Raw genomic sequence first — 15,462 nt, 5'->3', positions numbered from 1 at the left:
CCGGCATGGACACTGTAGTGACCAGATAAGCTAATCTGGTCACTACGAAAGGGGGCGCCGATGCCGAGGCCGCTGATTCCGAACCGTTCCGCCGTCATCCTCGACACCGCCGAGGAGTTGATCCGCACTCGCGGCTACGACCGGACGACGGTCGCCGACATCGCCGAGCGCGCGGGGATCGCGAAGGGAGCGATGTATCGGGAGTACCCGAGCAAGGAGGCGGTGCTCGACGCGCTGCTGATCCGCGGTCTCCGCAGGCTCATCGCCGACGTCCGCACCCGGGTCGAGCAGGGCGCCGAGCCGATGGGCCTGGCCGCCGTGTACCGGTACGGCATCGAGGCGCTGCGCGGCGAGCCGCTCGTCCACGCCTTCCTCTACGGCACCACCGACGTCCTGGGCTCCTACGCCCGCGACCGCACCGACGACCGCTATGCCCAGCGCCTGGCCTGGGTCACCGACTACGTCGCGGAGCTGCAGCGGGCGGGGGCGATCCGCCCCGACGTCGACGCCGACGCCGTCGGCCTCGCCCTCAGCGCCGTGACCGTCGGTCTGCTCTCCGTCGGCCCCATGGTCGGCGGACTGGAGCAGCGGCGGCTCGACGGCGCGCTCGACGTCATCGTCGAACTGGTCGGGCGAGGGCTTGACCGGCCCGCGGGCGACACGGAGGACTCGGACGACACGGAGGCGCGCACCGCGCAGCTGCGGCTGCTCGATCGGGTGGAGACCCAGTTGCGGACAGCAGAGAAGGGATCGACATGAACGACAAGCGCGAGCCGTACGACAGCACCTACGTGCCGTTTCCCGAGGGCCGCCTTCGGGTGATCACGGCGGGCGATCACGGTCCGCCGGTGCTGCTGCTCAGCGGCGCCGGGATGGACAACGCGATGCTCAGCTGGCGGCACCTCATCCCGGCCCTGGCCGCCGAACACCGTGTCCTCGCCCTGGACTGGCCGAAGCAGGGCGGCAGCAGACAGTGGGAAGGCGTCGCCGACCACCAGACGATGCTGCGCTGCATCACCGGCGTCCTCGATCACTTCGGGTTGGAGTCGGTGAACCTGGTGGGCATGTCCCAGGGCGGCGGAATGACCCTGGCCTACGCCATCGAGCATCCGGACCGGGTGCGCAACATCGTCCCGATCGCGCCCGGCGGCATCATCTCGTTCCCACCGGGCGTGCACCAGCTGCTGTGGCTGATCGCCAAGATGCCCCGGCTCACCACCGGTGTGTCGACGATGATGTTCCGCAAGCGCGAGGCGGTCGTCTCACTGATCAGGAAGACCCTCGTCCCCGGCCCGGTGGACGACTTCGAGGAGATCGTCGACGAGGTGCATCAGCTGGTGCACGAGGGCGGCGCCGGAGCGTCGGACTGGCAGAACGGCTCGATCGGCTTCTGGAGGATGAGACTCGACCTGCGACCGAGACTGGCCGAGATCTCCTGCCCCACCCTCTTCATCCAGGGCGACAAGGACGTGGGCGTCGCGCCGAAGCACACCGTGGCGGCGGCGGCCGAGGTTCCGGGCGCGCGGCTGGAGATGTTCGAGGGCAACGGACACTGGGTGAACCGGCAGTCACCGGAGCGGGTCAACGCCCTGATCATCGACTTCCTCGCCGCCGACCGGGCGGGGTTCGACAAGGCCGCGGGCTGACCTGCGGCCGCTGATCGACGCACTCGGCGTCCCGCGTGTCCACCGGCGGCCCGGCGTGTCCGGCGGTCGTCGGCGTCCTCCCCGCGGGCCGGTCGAGTCCGGGCACGCGGGGTGTGTGCACGGCCCGCCGTCGTGGCCGGCCGGCCCGTCCGAACCTGGTGACAGGGACGGACACGGTGGGAGGAGACGACCCGGCCGCGGCGGCCCGCTCGCCCCGCCGCCCGTGCCCGCTCCACCGTCGGTCGAGGGCGGAGCCGAGAGCGAGTCCGGGCGACCGCTGACTCCGCCCCGGCGGACCCCCGCTGCGGCTCCTGGCCGGGGCGCCGTGACGACGGCGGTCGGATGGTCGACCGGGTGTCGTGCTCGGCGGTGCGGGAACGCGGCGGCGGGGTCACGGCGGCGGAAGGGGCGGGCGGAGACACGATGACCGCGCCGCGCACCCTGCGGATCACCCGGCCGACCCGCCGATCCGGTCCTCTCAGGGAGGCGGCGACCGGCCGGCCGGCGTCGAGAAGGGCGGGGCGGAAGCGGGGGCACGCACGCCCCGAAGGGCGGACGGGACGCGACGCGGCCGAGAGGGCGGCGCGCCTGACGGCGTGAGCGGCGGCGGACCTCCGAGCGCCCGCTCTCGCGGAGGTGCCTGCGGCGACCGAGGCCGCGGAACCACCAGACCGACCCGCCGAGAAAGGCACTCCACCGGGGTAGGCGCGTCGCGTCGGCTTCGTGCCCCGGAGCTGCCAGGGTGAGCAGCGAGGCGTGCCGATCCCGCCCGTCACCCTGTCCGAGCGCGCCGGTCGAGAGAGATGAGTCTGTCCATGAGCCCGTTGTTCTTCGTGAACCTGCCCGTCAAGGAACTCGGGCGGGCGACCGCCTTCTACGAGGCACTCGGATTCACCAAGAACCCGCGGTACTCCGATGAGAACGCCTCCTGCATGGTCGTCAGTGAGACCGTCTACCTGATGCTGCTCGTCGAGCCGTTCTTCGCGACCTTCACCGGCAAGCCCGTCGCGGACGCCGCCCTGAGTACCGAGGTGATCCTGACGTTGACCGCCGAGGGCCGGTCCGGGGTGGATCGCCTCGTCGAGGCGGCGCTGTCGGCGGGCGGGGGAGCCGAGCCCGACCTCACCGAGCCCAACCCCATGTACCTGCGCCGTTTCCAGGACGTCGACGGCCACCAGTGGGAGGTCACCTCGATGGATTCCGACGCGGCGCCGTGACGATGCGGCATCGCGCCCTCCCGATGTCGCGCCGGTCGCCGTCGAACCCCGGCGCGGGGGCCGGCTCCCGAGATCGGGGCGGCCGTGGGACCGGAGAACCGGATCGCCGCCGGGCACGACCAGAAGCGGCCCTGCCCCCGATACGGGCGGCCGGGACTCCGACGGAGCGCCGGGAGGGCGGATCGAGGGGAGACGGCGAGATGACCGTGGCGGCGCGTGGCGGCCTGCTGCTGGACACGTCGCTGGACCGGACCGCTCTCGGCCGGTACCCCTGGTGGAGTCCCCTGCTGCGCGGCAGGCTGCGGGCCGGCCCGCCGACCCCGCCCCGCAGGCGTTGGCGGGGGCCTCCGCGCTCGACACCGGGGCGAACTCCGGTCTCGGCCGGTCCGCCGTCGCCGCCGGACTGGCACGGCTCGGCGCGCGAGTGCATCCGGTGATCCGGGACCCGGCCGAGGGAGAACGGACCCGTGCCGAACTCCGCGCCGCCTGCCTCGCCGCCCGGTTGCGCGCCCGGCGGTGCGACGTCAGCGAGATCGACGCCGTCCGCCGGTTCGCCGCCGAGTTCCTGCGAGCCGAGTCGACGCTGGACGCGCTGGTGCGTGACGCGGGCGTGCCGGCCGCGCATCGACGCACCACCACCGGGGGCGGTGAGTCGAGGCCGGCCATGCGTGTCCTCGGTCCGGTGCGCATGACCGAGTCACTGCGGCCCGCGTTGCGTGCGGCGGGCGCGGCACGGGTGATCCGGGCGTCCAGCGGCGGCATGTTCGCCCAGCCGCCGGTGGCGGCCCCGGAGTACCGCTCCGGTCGCTATCGGGGAGCCGTCGCCTACGCGCACGGCAAACGGATGCAGGTCGCTCCGCTGCCGGAGCCGGTGCGTCGCCGGGCTCCGGACGGCATCGCCTGCCACGCGATGCATCCGGGCCGGGTCGACACGCCCGGCATCGCCTCGGCACCGCCGGGCTTCCACCGGATCGCCGCTCGGCAGCCGCGCACCGGCGAGCAGGGCGCCGACACGAAGGTCTTGATCACCGCCGTGGAACCCCGGCCGGTCGTCGGTCGCTTCTGGCGCGACCGGCGGGCCCGGCCGCCCGTGCTGCCGCCATGGAGGGCGGGAAGCACGCCGCACGGCGACGGGGCCTGTGGGAGTCCTGCGCGCGGGCGGCGGACGTCGAGCCCTGACCTGCCGGAGCACGGGTCGCCGCCGGCATTCGTCGTCCTGAGTCGACTTCCTGAACCTGCGCCCGTCCAGCCGGCGCCCTGACGCGGCTGTCTCCCGCCCCGAGGGACTCGACGGCGGGGATGGATTCGCGGCAGCCGGCCGGCACCGACGGTCGCCACGACCGGCCGGGCCGGGCGGCTCCGTCGGGGGAGCCGACGAAGCACGAGACCGTGAGCGGGCCGCCGCCGACCCGGGACGAACCCGCCGAACGACAGGAGCGGTTCATGAGCGAGACGAGCACGACGCGGCCGATCGACGACCCCGTGCCCACGGCGGCGGACACGGTGCGCACGGTGGCGCTGCTGATCGCGATGCTCGGCCAGATCGTGGCCGGGGCGGTCGGCGGCATCGGGCTGTGGGGCGAGCGGATCGGCGCGGTCGCGAACTCCTATCCCACCGCGCTGCTGCCGGGCGGCGGCGCCTTCACGATCTGGTCGCTGATCTACGTCGCGACCCTGGCCCTGGCCGTGCGGGCGGCGCTGCCGGGGCAACGCGGCAGGCGGGTGCACCGCCGGTCCGGCTGGTGGCTGGTGGCGGCGGGCGTGCTCAACGCGGGCTGGGTCCTCGTCTTCGGACAGCGCTGGATCGTGTTCGCCGAGGTCGTGATCCTCGCCCTGCTGGGTTGCCTGATCCTGGCGTGGATCCGGATCGCCGAGACGCAGGCGCGGGGCTGGGGCGACCGACTGCTGCTGTACCTCCCGGTCACCCTCTACACCGGCTGGGTGACGATGGCGACGGTGGTGGGGGCCGCCACCACGGCGTCGGCGCTGGGACTGCGGTTGTCCGAGGGGCTCACGGCGTCGGTGGCGGTGGCCGCCGTGCTGGTGACCGTCGCGGTCGTCGTGCTCGTGGTGATCAACTCCGTCGCGATCGTCGGCTTCGTGACCTCGGTGATCTGGGCGCTGGCCTGGATCGCGCTCGGCACGTCGATCGGGCTGGTCGCGGTGGCGGCGCTGCTCGGCATCGTGGTGACGCTGTCGGCGGCCGTCGTCCGATGCCGGGATCGCGACGCGGCCGGGGGACGCACGCGACTGGGCTGGGGCTGACGGCGTCGGTCCCGCCCGCCCGCGCGGGGCGGACAGCCCGGCGCGGCTCTCTGCCGCCCGACCGACCCGGCCGCCCCGGCGCGCGGCCGTCAGTCCACGATCGCCCCGCAGGACATGTTGACCGCGGCCGACGTGATGGTCCTGGCCGCGTCGGAGGCGACGAAGGCGGCGACCTCGCCGACGTCGGACAGCGTCGCGGCCCGGCCGAGCAGCCCGGACCGCGCGATGCCCTCGGTGATCTGCTGCCGGGTCGCGAAGTCGGCGGGGATCGACTCGGGCACGCCGCCCGTGGTCAGGGTGACGACGCGAATGCCGTGTCCGCCGAGTTCGCAGGCCCACTGTCGGCGAAGCCCCTCCAGGGCGTCCAGAGCGATCTTGAAACCGCCGAGGCCGGGCATGGTCTGCGGCCCGGAGCCGCCGAAGGCCAGGACGACACCGGAGCCCTGCGGGATCATGTGGCGCGCGGCGGCCCTGGTGGTGAGGAAGTGAGAGCGCATCGCGGTGGTGATCGGGGTGAGGAAGTCGTCCACCGAGATCTCGGTCAGCGGCTGCTGGACGTCGCCCAGTCCGATGAGGTTGAAGGACACGTCGATCCGACCGGCCTTGCCGGCCACGTCGTCGACGAAGGCGTCGACCGCGGCCTCGTCGAGCGCGTCCAGGACGGTCGACTCGGCCACGGCGCCCGCCGCCTCGATCTCGGCGACCACCCGCTCCATCGGCTCGCCGGATCGACCCGCCAGGAACACCCTGGCCCCGTGCCGCGCGAACGCGCGGGCCACCGCGCCGCCGATCGCGCCCCCGCCGCCGTAGACCGCGGCGACCTTGTCCTCCAACGACATCCGTTGCCCCTCTCCCCTGAGCACCGGCTGCGCCGGCCCGGCGACGGGCGCGGACACGGCGGCGCGGCGGGCGCACTCGCGCCCGCCACGGGGAACCTAGCGGCGGTGGCCGTCAGTCTCGGGTCCGGCGCGCGCGGTGACGACGTCCCGGCTGCTCGACCGGGGCCGACCGCGTCCGGGTGTCCGCCGATCGCGGCCGTCGCCCGGTGCCCGCGCCGGTCCGGCCGCGCCGTCAGCTCGGTGCGGTCTCGTCGATGCCGCACTCCGCGACGAGCAGGGTGCGTACGGCCTCGACGGCGGGGGAGGCCCAGCGGTTCGTCTGACGCACCAGCCAGAGTCGCCGATCCGCCATCGGCGGCGGTGTCAGCTCGACGAGCCTGCCCTGCTCGGCCTCGGCCTCGACCGTGAGGGCGGGCAGCAGGGCCACCCCCAGTCCCGCCTCCACGCACCGCTTCACGGTCTCGACGCTGCCGTAGCGGGGTGGGCTGGTGGCCGGGTCGACGGCGGCGAGCAGCGCGGCGAGTTCGTCGCTGTATCCGCAGCCGTCCTCCAGCAGCAGCACGCCCGCCGCGGCGAGTTCGGCGACCGTCGGCGCGCGGTCCCGCGGCAGGGCGGTGTCCGGCGGCGCGACCACCGAGAGGCGCTGCGGCGCGAGGTCGACGACGTCGAGCCCCGCCGTCGCCACGGAGGGCTCCAGGATCAGGGCGAGGTCGGCGCGGCGGTCCAGGACCGCCGTCAACGCGGCCTTGGTGGTCGCGGGCACCAGCGAGAGCCGGACGTCCGGATGGCGCCTGCCGAGCCGCCGCAGCACGGGCGGCAGACAGTAGGCGCAGATCGACTCGGGCGCGTGCAGCCGCACGATCCCGGCGGGTCGGTGCCCCTCGGGTCCGAACTCGGCCAGCATCCGGTCCTCGCGATCGAGGAGGTCGGCGGCGTGTCCGGCGAGGCGGCGGCCCGCGTCGGTCGGCACCGTTCCGCCGGGGAGACGTTCGAACAGCGGCACGCCGACGAGTCGTTCCAGCGACTGCACATGGGCGGTGACGGTGGACTGCACGAAGCTCAGCTCGGCGGCCGCCGTCGTGATGCCTCCGGTGCGGACGACGGCGAGGAAGCTGCGCAACAGTCGCGTCTCCATCGAAAATCCCGATTCAGTCGATCGACATCCATCGTTGGACATGATGCCACGGCGGGCCGCAGCATGGGTGCCGAAGGAGCGCGGACTCCGGGCGCGATTCGGCGTCGCCGCAGGGCGACCCCGCGGGCGACCCCGTCCGCCGCCGTCCGACCACGAGAGGATCGGCCATGACACCGCGACCGAGCGGCACGCCCGTCGACGCTCCCCGGCTCGACCCGGCCTCGGCGGGCTTCGACCCTGCGCGGCTGCGACGAATCGAGGACTTCCTGACCGCCGAGGTGGCCGCGGGCCGGATTCCCGGCGCCGTCGTCGGTATCGCCCGCGGCGACGGGACGGTCTTCTCCACGGCGATCGGTCACCGCGACCCCGTCCGGCGCGTCCCTCTGACGACCGATTCGCTGTTCTGGATCGCCTCGATGACCAAGCCGCTCACCACGGTGGCCGCCCTGACCCTCGTCGAGCAGGGCAGGCTCGACCTGGACGCCGAGGTCGCGGCGTATCTGCCTGAATTCGCGGATCGGCGGGTCGCCGACCTCGACGTCGCCGCGCCGTCGAGCGGCGCCGACGTGGTCGCGGGGATCGCGACCCGCCCGGCCCGCCGACAGCCGACCGTGCGCGACCTGCTCCGCCACACCGCGGGAATCCCGGAGGGATTCCTCGGCGACACGCCGGTGCATGCGGCCTATGCCGAGGCGGTGGGCGGCGGGATGACGGACCTCACCGGAGCGGAGTTCGCCGGCCGGCTGGCCGCGCTGCCCCTGCTGCACGAGCCGGGGAGCCGGTGGCACTACGGATGGGGGCTCGACCTGACGGGCTTCGTCATCGAGTCGATCACCGGGATGTCGCTGGGTGCCTACCTGCACGAGAGCGTCCTGGCGCCGTCGGGGATGCGGTCGACGACCTTCGGCGTGCCCGCCGGGCAGGGCGAGCGCTATGCGGCGGCCGCGCCGACGGACCCGCTGACGGGAGCACCGCAGGAGCTTCCCGACCTGACGATCGCGCGCTTCGACTCCGGCGGCGCGGGCCTGGTCGGCTCCGCCGAGGACTACCTGCGGTTCATCCGGCTGCTGCTCGGCGGCGGCCGACTCGACGGACGACGGCTGCTGGGCCGCAAGACCGTCGAGCACATGCTCGCCGATCAGCTCGACGAGGCGGCCGACGTCGGGCAGCTCCAGCAGCCGGGATGGAGCCCGGGACACCGGTTCGGCCTGGGGCTGGCGGTACGGACCTCCTCGGGCGGCGCCGAGGGCCCCGGCTCGATCGGCGAGGTCAGCTGGCCGGGCGCGGCGGGCACCACCTGGTGGGCCGATCCTCGGGAGGATCTGGGCGTGGTCTTCTTCACCCACACCCTGTCGGAGCCGGTGCAGGTCCGGTGTCATCGGGCGATCAGGAACCTCGTCCTGGCCGCGCTGAACTGACCGGACTCGCCTCGGCCGATCGTCGGTGCGGCCGCGTCGGGCTTGCTCCCGACGGGTGCCCGGCAGCATCGTGATCCCTCGTGACGATCCCTGCGAGCAAGAAGCGACCACGACGACAGCGGGCCGCCGACGCGGCGATCGAGGTGATCGCCGAAGACGGGCTTCGCGGATTGACGCACCGGGCGGTCGACGCCAAGGCCGGGCTGCCTCCCGGCAGCACCAGCAGCTGCTTCCGCACCCGACTCGCCCTGCTGTCCGGCGTCCTGGACCGCCTGGTCGAACTGGACGAGGCCTGGGCCGACCAGATCCCGTCCACCGGGTGGAGCGTCGCCACGGCCGAGGATCTGGCCCGCATCGTCGACGTCTACACCGACCTGCTCGCGCACTGGCTCGGCCCGGCGCGGTCCCGCACCCTCGCCAGGATGGAGCTGTATCTGGACGCTATGCGGCGCAGCGAACTCGCGCCGGAGCTGGAGGCGGCCAGCCGCCGCTTCGTCGTCCGCGCCGCCGCGGGCATGCGAGAGGTCGGAGTCGCCGAGCCGGAGGAGGCGGCACGCGTGCTGCTCGCGGGCCTGGACGGAATCCTGTACTCGGCGCTGGCGCGGCCGTTCCTGGGCGGCGCGGAACGGGCCGGACTGCGCCGCTCGGTGGAGGTGATGCTTCGCGGGTTCGTGCCCTGACTCCGGCTCGTGGCTTCGTCCGCGTCGGGGCGTCGCCTTCGGCGAGACCGCGCACGTCGTGGAGTGCCCTGTCGGGTGCGGGCCTCCGGCCGGGCGGGCGTGTCGCTCCCGGCCCCTGCCCGTCGGCAGCGTGGATCACCGGTACCGAGCGCGCCCTCGGGCCATGACGCGCCGAGGCGGACGCCGTCACCAGCGCACACGCGACTGGGCGCCGCTCGACGCACCTGGGCGGACCACGCGGCGGCGATCGCTCCGCCGCCGTCCGATCCCCGCTGGTCTCGCCGCGTCGGGTCTGGGCCGGCCTGCACAGCGATCGGTCCACGCGTCGATCGATCGCCGCGAGCGTGGCGCCCGGCGGGTGCGGCGGGCGGGGGAGCGACCCGCCTGCCGTAGCCGACGACCCGTGTGGGGCGACCGGTCGCCGAGGCGCCCGCCGCCGGGCGGGCGGGCAGGCGTCGACCGGTTCCCCTCCGCCGCCGACGAGTCGCGGGTTCGCGTTCCGGTCGGGAGGCTCTCCCGTATCGTGTTTGCTACATGTGTAGCGGATATGAGCTGGGGGATGAGTGATGTCGAAGAACGCGGGTGGCGCCGGGCCGGCGATCGGCTATCGACCGGGGGACGCGCTGTACGCCATGCACCGGCGCTTCGGGCCGCTGATGCGGGCGGGCCTCGGACGTCGGGGTTTCGTGTATCTGATGGGGCCTGCGGCGAACTCCTTCGTCTTCGCCAACGCGGAGCTGTTCCGCACCCGGGAGGCGTTCGAAGTCCTCGTGCCCGTCAGCGGCGAGAGCGCGCTGCTGCTCAGCGACGGCGACGAGCACCGCCGCCGTCGCAGGCTGGTGGCCCCCGCGCTGCACCACCGGCAGATCGACGGCTACCTGGCGATCATGACGGCGCAGGCCGACGCGACGCTGGACGCCTGGCGGCCCGGTCGGACCGTGGACGTCTACCAGGAGTTCCGCGCGGCGATCCGACGGACCACGATCGAGTCGTTGTTCGGGCGCAGGCTGGCCGCCGATGCCGACTTCTTCGGCCGACACCTCCAGTCGCTGCTGTCTCTCATGAACGACCTGCCGACCGTCCTCGAGTTCCGCAGGCGGTTCGACACGGCGGCCTGGCGGCGGGCGGTTCGTGATCGAGCGGTGGTCGACGAGCGCGTCTACGCCGAGATCGCCCGTACCCGACGCGGTGAGATCGACGACGACGACAACGTACTGGCCGCACTCGTCAACGGCCGGGACGACGACGGCGACGCCCTGAGCGACCGGGAGATCCGCGATCAGGCGGCCTCGCTGATCGTGGCGGGCTACGAGACCACCAGCGGCGTGTTCGGCTGGGCGGTGCACGCCATGCTGACCGTGCCCGGTGTCTGGGAACGGGCCGCCGAGGAGGTGCGCTCCGTGCTCGCCGACCGCGTCGCCACCCGCGACGACCTGCGACGACTGACCTACCTCAACGGCGTGGTGCAGGAGACGCTGCGCTTGTGGCCGCCCGCCGTCATCTCGGCCCGCAAGATCGTCCGGGACTTCGAGTTCGCGGGGCGCACGGTGCCCGCGGGTCCGATGATGATCTTCAGTCCGTATGTGACGCACCGGCTCCCCGAGGTGTGGGCCGATCCGCTGAGCTTCCGTCCGCAGCGCTGGGACCCCGCCGAGCCGGGATACCGCAAGCCCGGACCGCACGAGTTCCTGCCGTTCGGCGGCGGCGCGCACCGCTGCCTCGGCTCCACCATGGCGACCACCGAGTTGACGGTCATGCTCGCTCGGCTGCTGGCCAGGACGACGCTGCGCCCCGTCGCGGGCCGGGTGCGTCCTGTCAGCTTCGCGGCCCTGCGGCCCAGGGACGGCATCGCGGTCGAAGTGGTCGCCAGAGACTGACCGGCGAACGAGGTGAACAAGGCGAACAAGGTGGCCGAGCGGGCGGGGGGCCGATGGGCGACGTCGGTCCGGGCCCGCCCGCCCGGCGGCGGTCGGCGGAGACGGCGCGTCGAGCGGCCCAGAGCGCTGCACGCCGGCGGGCGGCCTCGGACCGCGTCCGGGCCGCCGCGGCCCCACGGCGTGGGCTCGGACAGCGATCCGCCACCCCGGTCCGCCGATGCGAATACGCGCGATCGCGATTGTGTTCACCACGTCGACGGTGAACGACGGCGCTGGCAACCCGCTGGAGCGCGGCTTCGAGGAGCAGCCGCCAGACGTGATCACGTACCGTTATTCGCAGGTGAAGGGCCTTCGTGACCAGTGCGGGACCGGCCGCCGGCCGGCTCGGTGATCTTATCGGCGTGCCCTGCACCCGCTGCGCGACAATCGGCCGAAGGCTCCTCTCCGCGATTGCAATGGAAACGCTCCAGGCCCCGATTTCGCCGATGTGCCTGCTCCCGTCGGCGGGAGAATCCGCTGGTGAACCGCGAATTCGGTGCATTTCACTTCGCAGGTGTAGACCACCGGCCGGTTGATAGGGCATACTCGTGGTGCTCGTTTCCGGTCAGACTTTCGAGCGCTCTCTGGTGTCCCCTTCCTCGCGTGCACGTCGTGGCGATGAAGAGCGATCCCGTCGAGAGTGGTCTCTCGCCGGGTGATCGTCGTAGGTCCTCCTCAGCTTTGTGACACCGCCGCATTGTCGGCATCTCGAGGGCCGGACGTCCCGGTGCCCGGCCGCCCTCGTCCAGGATCGCTGCTTGCTGCCCCGTTCTCGCCAGCGTCGCGGGTACTCCGGCGCTGAGTGCCGCCGTTTTCTCGGTAAAGTCTTCTCCGGTCGTCGAGTAGTGTTCCGGGGTAGTCCCGACCGAGTCGCCCTGACTTTCATCGGCGCGTCGGTCACGTCTGTGACCTGCGGTGATGTGGTATCGAAACGACTGGATGGCCGATGTCGGGGCCACCGAGGAGCACCCGCCGCGATTCATCGTGCCCGCGTGTGCGCACTCGGTCGATGGCCGTGGCGGCTTATCCGACCCCGCGCCACGATATTCAGGAGTTCCCATGGCTCCGGTAGACGATCTTCTCGATCAACTCATGAAACGCGGTTTCCAGTTCTCGCGGGCACCGGGGGACGCCGCCGTTCCCTTCACATTGGTCGCCACCTTCGGCTGGCCCGGCCATATCGACGCACTCCATGTCCGATCAGAGGATGATGCCACCGCCTGGCGATCCGAGGACGCCGCGCAGGGCGGAATCGGACGGGTGATCTGGAGTTTCGACGGCACTTTCGAAGACGCCGTGCTGGAACTGCTCTCGCTGCCCGATCCGCGGACCAGGGGCGCGCCGCGCCAACCGGCGGCTCGGGTGCAGGACGGCGTCTACGTGCCCAGGCAGTATCGGCCGCGCAGTCGACGAGGCCTGTGGTGAGGCCTCGTCGACCCGCCCGGTGGTCCCCGGTGCGGGCACGAGACGATCCGTGCCCGCACCGCGGCTCAGAGCAGCCGCCGGATCTCGCCCCTGGCGCGGTAGAAGCCGCCGCGCTCCGAGGGCAGCACCTCGGTGACCAGGTAACGGGCGCCGGGAACACGGATGTGCTTGGGGAACTGCACCCGCCACGTCGGATCGAAGCCGGGCGAGGTCACCCGGATGCGGGTGCGCCCGTTCTCCTGCACGCATTCGACCTCGACACCGCTCGAGCTGCCTGCCTGGGACACGGTCACCGTCTCGATCCGCGCTGTCGGGGTGACCCGTTCCCAGCCGGTGGCCTTGACGTCGGCGGCCGTCGGCAGGCGGCCCTCCTCGGCGTCGCGCACGGCGCTCTCACCGGCGTCGATGCAGGCCAGCGTGCCTTGGGTGGTGACGACGTAGAGCCGCTCCCGGTGGTACTGCATGGAGAACGCCGACCCGCAGCCGGTGCCCAGCTTCCACAGCCGAGTGCCGTCGGCGGCGAAACAGTAGACGGAGGAGTGATTGTCGCCCGCGAAGACGAAACGGCCGTCCGGCGAGGTCGCACAGGAGAAGACGGCGGCGTCGCAGCGGTAGCGGGCCCGCTCGGCGCCGTCGTGCTTGCCGATGGCGTGCACCCAGCCTCGGGAGGTGCCCGCGAACACCTCGCTGTCCTCCTGCCAGCCGAACAGCACCTGGCCGACCGTCGAGGTGTGCCAGATCTGCTCGCCGTCGCGTGATCCGTAGCGGGTGACGCCCTGGTCATGACCGTGGTAGACGCCGTCGTCGTCGCACCGGACCATCCAGCCGCCGCCGCCGAGGCTCTTGCGGCGCCACTGGAACTCGTCCTCGTGGTCGACGGTGGTGATCCCGCCGCGCGCGTCGGACACGCCGAGCACGCCGTCGTTGATGTCGAGCCAGTAGATGTCGACATCGTCGGCGATCTCGTAGGCGACGTGCGGGATCTTCCCGCCGAGGTCGTAGACACGGCCGTCGTCGCAGCCCGCGTAGATCCAGAAGTCGTCGGAGACGATGCACCTCACGCCGTCCGGCAGCCCGAACCGGCCGGTCACGGTGCCGTCGTGGGCGAGGGTGTAGACGTCGCCGGACTGGTTGCCCACCCAGGCGTGATCGTCGTCGACGTAGATGCCGAAGGCCGCCGCCCCGGAGTCGAACCGCCACAGCACCGGGGCCTGACTGGCCGACGATCGGGTGCTGACGATCTCGCGCCGGGTGACCGCGCGCCGCTTGCGGACGCCGCGCACGGCGGGGGCGTAGCCCTTCCGCCGCTTCTCGGCCAGCTTGCGGTCCGCAGCGGCGAGCGCCTTCTCGTGGGTGGCGAAGGAGCTGGACCGGACCTGGCCCGCGTCGCCGATGCGTCCGTAGGTGATCGTCACCTCGGTGCCCACGACTCGGACCTCGTAGAACTTGTGCGCGCCGCCCCCGTCCTCGGATAACTCCAGGTAGGTGACCTGGTCGGCCTGCGCGGCGTAGTCGGACATGGTGGCTGCTCCCTCGCTGATCCCGTTCCGGCGAGGTCTGCTGGCTTCACACCCTCGCGGTCGATGTGGGCCGAGAGTAGGTCTGGTCACCGACAGCGGTGATCCGTTCGGGGGCACTCGAACGGATGGCGACACGCCCGTGCCGCAGGTGGCCCCGACGGCCTGAGGAGGTCGCGGTGACGCCCGGAGATACGGGTTCGCCCGCGGGCGTCGCCGCGGCCTCTGGGGTGGGCTCCGCAGGATCGACCAGGGTGACCAGCGCGTGCAGGCCCAGCGCCGAGGAGATCCGCCCGGTCTCGAGGTCCTCCACCCAGCTGATGATCGCGTACTGGCCTGGCGGCAGGTCCGCGTCGAAGGTCATCAGACGATCCGGGGACAACGGAGCCGATCCGGTGCCCTCGCCGATGAAGGGCGGCGCGGCCTGTGCGGGCCGGACGCCGTTGATGCCCTGGAAGAACTCGTCGAGGTCGGCGGGGGTGGTTCCGGGACGGACGGGCATCAGGATCGCCTCGTAGGGCTGGCCGCCTCTGTTGAGCATGACGATCGGACGGCCCGTCACCAGTCGGTCCGGCACGCGATAGCGCGGGCCGTGCTCGGTGTCGACCATGGTGAGCAGCGCGGGTGCCTGAGCCGGCTGCTGAGCCGGCTGCTGGGCGGGCTGCTGGGCGACGTCGGCGCGGACCGGCGTGACCCGCACCGGACGCACCCGCTCGGCGAGGTCGGGCTCGGTGGCGTCCTGAATGTCGACCAGGTGATGGACGCCGGGAGTCAGGACCATGGTGACCGACGCCGGGGTGTCGGAGAGGATCGCACCGCCCAGCATCCGCACGGTCTCCGCGATCTCGCGCCGGGCGATCAGGGCGGCCTCCTCGTCGTCGCCGTAGGCGGTCCGCAGGTTGTCGAGATAGCCCGCCAACGACGTGTCGGGGTCGAGCCGGACGAGGACGAGCCAGGTGCCCGCCGGATCGTCCGTGCTGATGTCGAGGGTCACGTTGCCGGTGGGCAGCGTGTCGGGCGCGCTGATGCCGCTCGCCGACACCCGGACGTCGGCCGAGTGCACCGCCTCGGTCTGCCCGTGGGCGGACGGGATCTGGATGAAGGCGGCCGTCAGCGCGACCAGCATGCCGGCGAGCAGGAACCGTCGTCTCATGCGTTCACCCTCGTGCCGGGTCGCCGCCGTCGCCCCTCGGACGGCCGGGATGCCAGGCACCGTCGGCTTGCGCGCGGCCGCCGACCCGCCCCACGCCCGGCCGCCGGGATCAGGGCGGAGTTCGTCGAGATGTTCGCTGGTGAGACGGGTGCTTCGGTGCGGTGGCACGCTCTGCCGCTCGGCGGCTGCCTGTCGCCGCCGGGCGGTTCGCGGGCTGCGCGATCGGCCCGGCGACGCGGACCGCGTGACGA

General features: G+C 72.8%; 13 protein-coding genes. 9 read left to right on the top strand and 4 right to left on the bottom strand.

What is annotated here, in order from left to right:
• Nucleotides 1-60: 60 nt before the first annotated feature.
• The 5 genes from AHOG_RS22165 (at nucleotide 61) to AHOG_RS22140 (ending at nucleotide 5,128) form a co-directional block, all read left to right on the top strand.
• Nucleotides 61-759, top strand: coding sequence for a TetR/AcrR family transcriptional regulator (locus AHOG_RS22165; RefSeq protein ID WP_093943064.1), 699 nt, complete (start codon nucleotides 61-63; stop codon nucleotides 757-759).
• Nucleotides 756-1,646, top strand: a complete 891-nt coding sequence (locus AHOG_RS22160) for an alpha/beta fold hydrolase (protein ID WP_093943063.1) — start codon at nucleotides 756-758, stop codon at nucleotides 1,644-1,646. Before AHOG_RS22165 ends, AHOG_RS22160 begins: the two co-directional genes overlap by 4 nt.
• An 815-nt stretch (nucleotides 1,647-2,461) precedes the next feature.
• Complete coding sequence (locus AHOG_RS22150) at nucleotides 2,462-2,863, top strand: VOC family protein (RefSeq protein WP_245856383.1); 402 nt, start codon at nucleotides 2,462-2,464, stop codon at nucleotides 2,861-2,863.
• 274 nt (nucleotides 2,864-3,137) lie between these two features.
• Nucleotides 3,138-4,124 (top strand): SDR family NAD(P)-dependent oxidoreductase, encoded by a 987-nt coding sequence (locus tag AHOG_RS22145; RefSeq protein WP_157736991.1) that lies wholly within the window; start codon nucleotides 3,138-3,140, stop codon nucleotides 4,122-4,124.
• A 182-nt stretch (nucleotides 4,125-4,306) separates the two neighbouring features.
• Nucleotides 4,307-5,128, top strand: a complete 822-nt coding sequence (locus tag AHOG_RS22140) for a tryptophan-rich sensory protein (RefSeq protein ID WP_093944698.1) — start codon at nucleotides 4,307-4,309, stop codon at nucleotides 5,126-5,128.
• 89 nt (nucleotides 5,129-5,217) lie between these two features.
• On the opposite strand, the gene AHOG_RS22135 is transcribed toward AHOG_RS22140, so the two are convergent.
• Nucleotides 5,218-5,967, bottom strand: coding sequence for an SDR family NAD(P)-dependent oxidoreductase (locus tag AHOG_RS22135; protein WP_093944697.1), 750 nt, complete (start codon nucleotides 5,965-5,967; stop codon nucleotides 5,218-5,220).
• A 232-nt stretch (nucleotides 5,968-6,199) separates the two neighbouring features.
• On the bottom strand, nucleotides 6,200-7,102 hold the full coding sequence (locus tag AHOG_RS22130; protein ID WP_093943059.1) for a LysR family transcriptional regulator: 903 nt from the start codon (nucleotides 7,100-7,102) through the stop codon (nucleotides 6,200-6,202).
• Nucleotides 7,103-7,269: 167 nt separating this feature from the next.
• On the opposite strand from AHOG_RS22130, the gene AHOG_RS22125 reads away from it, so the two are divergent.
• The 4 genes from AHOG_RS22125 to AHOG_RS22110 all read left to right on the top strand — a co-directional run bounded on the left by AHOG_RS22125 (nucleotide 7,270) and on the right by AHOG_RS22110 (nucleotide 12,541).
• A complete protein-coding gene (locus AHOG_RS22125; protein WP_093943058.1) occupies nucleotides 7,270-8,520 on the top strand; it encodes a serine hydrolase domain-containing protein in 1,251 nt (416 codons plus the stop codon).
• Between the two features lie 80 nt (nucleotides 8,521-8,600).
• Nucleotides 8,601-9,200 carry a TetR/AcrR family transcriptional regulator gene (locus tag AHOG_RS22120; protein WP_093943057.1) on the top strand — a complete coding sequence of 200 codons (600 nt, stop codon included), beginning with the start codon at nucleotides 8,601-8,603 and terminating at the stop codon, nucleotides 9,198-9,200.
• Between the two features lie 566 nt (nucleotides 9,201-9,766).
• A complete protein-coding gene (locus tag AHOG_RS22115; protein ID WP_093943056.1) occupies nucleotides 9,767-11,077 on the top strand; it encodes a cytochrome P450 in 1,311 nt (436 codons plus the stop codon).
• Between the two features lie 1,098 nt (nucleotides 11,078-12,175).
• Nucleotides 12,176-12,541 (top strand): hypothetical protein, encoded by a 366-nt coding sequence (locus AHOG_RS22110; protein ID WP_157736990.1) that lies wholly within the window; start codon nucleotides 12,176-12,178, stop codon nucleotides 12,539-12,541.
• Nucleotides 12,542-12,606: 65 nt separating this feature from the next.
• Here AHOG_RS22110 and AHOG_RS22105 read toward each other — a convergent pair whose 3' ends face one another.
• Both AHOG_RS22105 and AHOG_RS22100 read right to left on the bottom strand, forming a co-directional pair.
• Entirely contained in the window at nucleotides 12,607-14,061 is a 1,455-nt protein-coding gene (locus AHOG_RS22105) for a WGR domain-containing protein (protein WP_093943054.1), read from the bottom strand.
• 46 nt (nucleotides 14,062-14,107) lie between these two features.
• Nucleotides 14,108-15,211 carry a hypothetical protein gene (locus AHOG_RS22100; RefSeq protein ID WP_157736989.1) on the bottom strand — a complete coding sequence of 368 codons (1,104 nt, stop codon included), beginning with the start codon at nucleotides 15,209-15,211 and terminating at the stop codon, nucleotides 14,108-14,110.
• Nucleotides 15,212-15,462 lie beyond the last annotated feature (251 nt).

The sequence above is a fragment of the Actinoalloteichus hoggarensis genome, assembly GCF_002234535.1.
GTDB lineage: Bacteria > Actinomycetota > Actinomycetes > Mycobacteriales > Pseudonocardiaceae > Actinoalloteichus_A > Actinoalloteichus_A hoggarensis.
Note: the sequence above shows the minus strand (reverse complement) of the source record. Positions and strands in the feature narration are given on the sequence as shown.

What these genes read in the sequence shown, in the direction of transcription:
- AHOG_RS22110 (WP_157736990.1), top strand. Translation starts at nt 12,176, where the DNA reads ATGGCTCCGGTAGACGATCTTCTCGATCAACTCATGAAACGCGGTTTC.
- AHOG_RS22135 (WP_093944697.1), bottom strand. Translation starts at nt 5,967, where the DNA reads ATGTCGTTGGAGGACAAGGTCGCCGCGGTCTACGGCGGCGGGGGCGCG.
- AHOG_RS22100 (WP_157736989.1), bottom strand. Translation starts at nt 15,211, where the DNA reads ATGAGACGACGGTTCCTGCTCGCCGGCATGCTGGTCGCGCTGACGGCC.
- AHOG_RS22160 (WP_093943063.1), top strand. Translation starts at nt 756, where the DNA reads ATGAACGACAAGCGCGAGCCGTACGACAGCACCTACGTGCCGTTTCCC.
- AHOG_RS22140 (WP_093944698.1), top strand. Translation starts at nt 4,307, where the DNA reads ATGAGCGAGACGAGCACGACGCGGCCGATCGACGACCCCGTGCCCACG.
- AHOG_RS22105 (WP_093943054.1), bottom strand. Translation starts at nt 14,061, where the DNA reads ATGTCCGACTACGCCGCGCAGGCCGACCAGGTCACCTACCTGGAGTTA.
- AHOG_RS22165 (WP_093943064.1), top strand. Translation starts at nt 61, where the DNA reads ATGCCGAGGCCGCTGATTCCGAACCGTTCCGCCGTCATCCTCGACACC.
- AHOG_RS22150 (WP_245856383.1), top strand. Translation starts at nt 2,462, where the DNA reads ATGAGCCCGTTGTTCTTCGTGAACCTGCCCGTCAAGGAACTCGGGCGG.
- AHOG_RS22130 (WP_093943059.1), bottom strand. Translation starts at nt 7,102, where the DNA reads ATGGAGACGCGACTGTTGCGCAGCTTCCTCGCCGTCGTCCGCACCGGA.
- AHOG_RS22115 (WP_093943056.1), top strand. Translation starts at nt 9,767, where the DNA reads ATGTCGAAGAACGCGGGTGGCGCCGGGCCGGCGATCGGCTATCGACCG.
- AHOG_RS22125 (WP_093943058.1), top strand. Translation starts at nt 7,270, where the DNA reads ATGACACCGCGACCGAGCGGCACGCCCGTCGACGCTCCCCGGCTCGAC.